This window comes from Chamaesiphon sp. OTE_75_metabat_556 (assembly GCF_031378165.1).
Lineage (GTDB): Bacteria > Cyanobacteriota > Cyanobacteriia > Cyanobacteriales > Chamaesiphonaceae > Chamaesiphon.
The window spans coordinates 1-4,049 of sequence record NZ_JANNDR010000536.1 but is presented as its reverse complement, the minus strand read 5'-3'; the positions used below and the strand labels follow the sequence as shown (position 1 = coordinate 4,049).

Genomic DNA, 4,049 nt, shown 5'->3' with positions numbered 1-4,049 from the left:
CGATTCCAAGTAACTGCTGAAACTAAATTAATCGATCTGGATATTGCTGCAATTACCGATACTTGGGCACACGCGATCGAGCGTCGTTTAGATGTATAAATAGACCAGATCCCCGACTTTTTGAAAAAGTCGGGGATCTTTCTACTCCAGTTACAGCGGTTTGCAGGTTCGCGGGGTACCGTTATCTTCAAAAGCTTTCACTATCCGCTTGCGCCTTTCTGCTAATAATGGGAATTCTTTTGGTAATTCGCACCATGGGCTAGCTCGATCGGAGAACAAACATAAAACTACGTTTGTTTTAACAACTTCTTACTTTTATGTTTAGAATATACTGCGAAACTAAAAGCAGTTAAAGAACCTAAAATAGTTGCAGGCTCAGGAACCTCTTGAGCACTAACGGCGTTATAGTTCCCTATAAATACGAATTCAGGTCTGGTGGCTCCAGGATTCATAAAAGATTGTATGGTACCAACAATGGCATATTGATTACTAAATCCATCACCGCCAGAACGTGTAATCGGACTGTTAATACTGATGGTTGGTTCAAAACTCAAGAAAGGTGCGGACAAAAAACGTGCAGGAAAGTTTGGTTCAGAAATAAAGCCAAATGTACTATACTCATTCTGAGTAGTAAAAGCAAGTCCAAGGTTACCAGCTCCTGAATTAAAAATTGAGATTCCGTTAATCGAGGAACTGCTACTTAAATTTAAATCATCGCGCTTAAAGGAGAACCCGTCAATAAAACTGAAATTTACATCAAGGTTGCTCAAGCTCGCTAGTGAATAACTTCCAACTATTGCAGCTCCGTCAAAACTAAGAGTTCCACTACCCACAGAAGGTGGCCTTACGGTATTATCAACATTAGCATCGAACGTGAAATTAAAGACAGCAGCACTGGCATTGATAGTGCCGATCAATAAACTACATAAGATAATATTAGTAGCTAGTAATGATTTTGTTAAAAAGTTCATTGCCAGAATATTTAAGTGTTTCCAATACGGTTCGGTTAAGGTCTAGTTAGACAAAGTTATGGATTTAAAATTTTTGACATGATGAGAGACAAGTTATTAGTTTGCTTATTTGAATAATTGGAGCGAAGCGGAATTATTTAAATAAGCATTACTTATCACCTTAAGTGGAGGAGAGCCATGAGAGGGGCGGGGCATAATAGCCCCCCTCGACTCAACCTTAGTGGTGGGAGGATGTCAATGACTAAATAGATGAATTAAACATCGAGCCTAAACACAGCTTACAAACCGTCGATTTGTTTGCGTAAGGCTTCCAATTCTTCATCCTGAGGCGTCATTGGGGCTTTAACGGTATCTTTTGGTGTTGTTGATGTTGGCGACACTGCACCTTGAGGTAGAGCGGCGGTGGGAGTGCTACCACCGAGCATTTGCTGTTTCATCGCCGCGAGTTCGTCATCGACATCACTACCAGCGGATAGAGCGGCAAATTTGCTTTCGAGATCTGCGCCAGTCAGTTCTGCTGCTGCTTGAGATTTTGCTTCTTGGATCAGGACTTTTTCTTCCATTCGCTCGAAGGCAGCCATGGCACTGTTGGTACCCAGGCGTCCGACTGCACCTTGCAATTGTTCCTGAGCTTTGGCAGCTTGGGAACGAGATTTGAGCATATCCTTCTTGGTTTTGGCTTCGGAAATCTTGCCCTCAAGTTGGATCAAGCTCTTTTTCATCGTATCGACCATGCCAGCTTGCCCATCCAATTGGGCTTTGAGGCTGCCAGCAGTTTCACTGTAGTTTTTCTTGCGAACCAGAGCTTCGCGAGCGAGATCTTCATCGCCTTTTTGGAGGGCGAGTTGGGCTTTGCTCTGCCAGCTATTGGCATCCGCCATCGCTTTGTTGTACTGTTGCTCGGTACGTTTTTGATTGGCGATGCTGCTGGCAACTGCTTGGCGGAGTTGCACCAAGTCTTCTTGCATGTCCATCACCGCTTGTTCCAGAATTTTTTCTGGATCTTCGGCTTTACTTACCATGTCATTCACATTTGCGCGCAGCAGTCTGCTCACCCGATCGAATAATCCCATATCACTATCCTCTTTATAGTTTCCGTACACTAGCCGCTGAGTAACTAGTTCGCGGCTAGCGTTATAGTTTTGGTTGATGATTTAAATAACTAACCTAGTAATTATGATAACTTCTGGATCTACCAATCGGGCACTACTAATTTGGGAATTAGTAACAACTGATATTATCGAAAATCGTCGATTGTAATTTAGGGGCGGATATTAACGTCCGGTTGTGGGCGGTGTCACTCGATAGCCAGATGGTTTGACAAATGTATGAAAATTTGGTGGCAGTAGCGATCTGACCAGACTATCCGCCAATCTAGGCTGAGAAGTAATCATCGTAACTGGGGCAACTTGAGTCGTCGGCCGATTGAACGGAATCGCCACTGGCGCACCTGCTGGGCTGGTAGCGGGGGCAATCATCGTCGCGGTAGTTGTCGGCGTACTCGAAGTAGTCGCGGTTGGTGCTGCCGGCAATTTAATCGTATTGAGCGTACTTAAATTCAGTTCGCTAAATTCATTGACAGCGAGATTTGGACTCTGGATCGTTTGTCCGAGCAAGCTCGTAGTGGCCGTGTTGACCGTCTTGGTCGCAGTCAGCGGGGCTAAAATGCTCGGATTGAGATAAGTATAGACCGCTCCACCTGCGAGAGCGCAAACAGCGGCCATCGACCCGATTTTGAGTGGAGTCAGGTGTTTGGGTCGGGGCTTGGCAGCGGCAGTCTCTGTAGGGGCTGTGGTGGCTGGATCTGTCGGCGGACGACCCGATTGAATTTGGCGGAGCAGTTCTTGTGAGGATGAAGAATATTCATCTTGGTATGTGGCCATTTGGCCGCCAGATGAGAAGTTCAGTGCCATTTGCCGATCGAGCGCGCCACCCGATCGATGCAGTGCGATCGGTGCATAATTAGTAGTAGCAATCGCATTCTGACTGCTACTCGCCGATGAAGTGAGTCCATCAATAATGATAAATCCACCGACAGGAGCCGCATCGCGATCACCCAAATCGATCTCGGTTTCGGCCGTGGCTGGAGTCACGATTTCAGCGGTGAGAATCTCATCGTCAGCATCAAAGACCGACTGTTGTTCCCAAATTACCCGATCTGCTGGTAGCTCTGGACGATGGCGACCCCCATCACTGTCCTCGCGTTCGGCCTCAGTCGTGTTACTGCCAGCTTGCTGTTGAAATCTAAATCTAGTGAGTTCGTCTTCCAATTTAATATCTAGACAACTCAGTGCTTTTTGGAGCAAAGGGTTGAGCGCGGATCGATCGGGCGCGCTCTGGGTAGCAGTGCCAGCAACGACAGCTTGCTCGGATGGGTTCGGATTCTGCGCGCGATCGTCAGATGGATTGTGGTTCATAACTCACTTTAGATTCAGTTGACAGTTGACAGTTGCGACTCGCGATTGCCGACGTGTCGATGATGGGTTGATATTATTGATCGCACTAGCTAATGAGCGATACTGTCTTTAGATTACCCACAATCGGATAACCAGACGCAGTTGGGCCGATCGAGATCTTCCTGAAGACTGCTATTCCGTAGTTTGGCTGACAGTTAGTAGCCAACTTTCGGTAAATTGTTCAGCTAAGTGCCGGTTGCCTTGTCATTAATATATTCCAAAACTCCGCCGATTCAGCAAAAATTAGATATTTGACTAAGATTTTTTAATTGCAGTTCGTTATTACTCGATTTTCTTTGTATGTCATTAACATCGATCTCCACAATTACCGCACAGATTCAAAGTCAACCAGGATGGGAAGGTGTCCGGGATTGGGGCTTAATTATGCAGGCGTGGACGGCAACAGTATCTCCAGCTATCGCCGATCTCACTCAGCCCAAATCCCTCTCTAGAGGCATCCTGACAATTGCGACTCACAGTTCGAGCCTCGCCCATCAGCTTACTTTTGGCAGAAGAGGACTGTGCGGGCAATTCAATCGACTGCTGCTCGCCCCCCAGATCGACGATCTGCGGTTTGTCTCAGTCGGCTATCGCAAATTTAGTCCCACAGCCACTGACAGTA

At 46.4% G+C, this 4,049-nt stretch carries 4 protein-coding genes; 1 reads left to right on the top strand and 3 read right to left on the bottom strand.

The genetic code is table 11. The annotated features are described in order from the left end of the window. Nucleotides 1-287: 287 nt before the first annotated feature. The 3 genes from RMO27_RS21195 to RMO27_RS21185 all read right to left on the bottom strand — a co-directional run bounded on the left by RMO27_RS21195 (nt 288) and on the right by RMO27_RS21185 (nt 3,388). Nucleotides 288-971, bottom strand: a complete 684-nt coding sequence (locus tag RMO27_RS21195) for a PEP-CTERM sorting domain-containing protein (RefSeq protein WP_309736325.1) — start codon at nt 969-971, stop codon at nt 288-290. Between the two features lie 278 nt (nt 972-1,249). Continuing rightward, nucleotides 1,250-2,044, bottom strand: a complete 795-nt coding sequence (locus RMO27_RS21190) for a PspA/IM30 family protein (protein ID WP_309736327.1) — start codon at nt 2,042-2,044, stop codon at nt 1,250-1,252. Between the two features lie 201 nt (nt 2,045-2,245). After that, nucleotides 2,246-3,388 carry a hypothetical protein gene (locus tag RMO27_RS21185; protein ID WP_309736323.1) on the bottom strand — a complete coding sequence of 381 codons (1,143 nt, stop codon included), beginning with the start codon at nt 3,386-3,388 and terminating at the stop codon, nt 2,246-2,248. A 339-nt stretch (nt 3,389-3,727) separates the two neighbouring features. Here RMO27_RS21185 and RMO27_RS21180 point away from each other — a divergent pair. Further along, nucleotides 3,728-4,049 (top strand): DUF721 domain-containing protein (locus RMO27_RS21180; protein ID WP_309736321.1); only part of this gene is annotated, 322 nt, incomplete at its 3' end.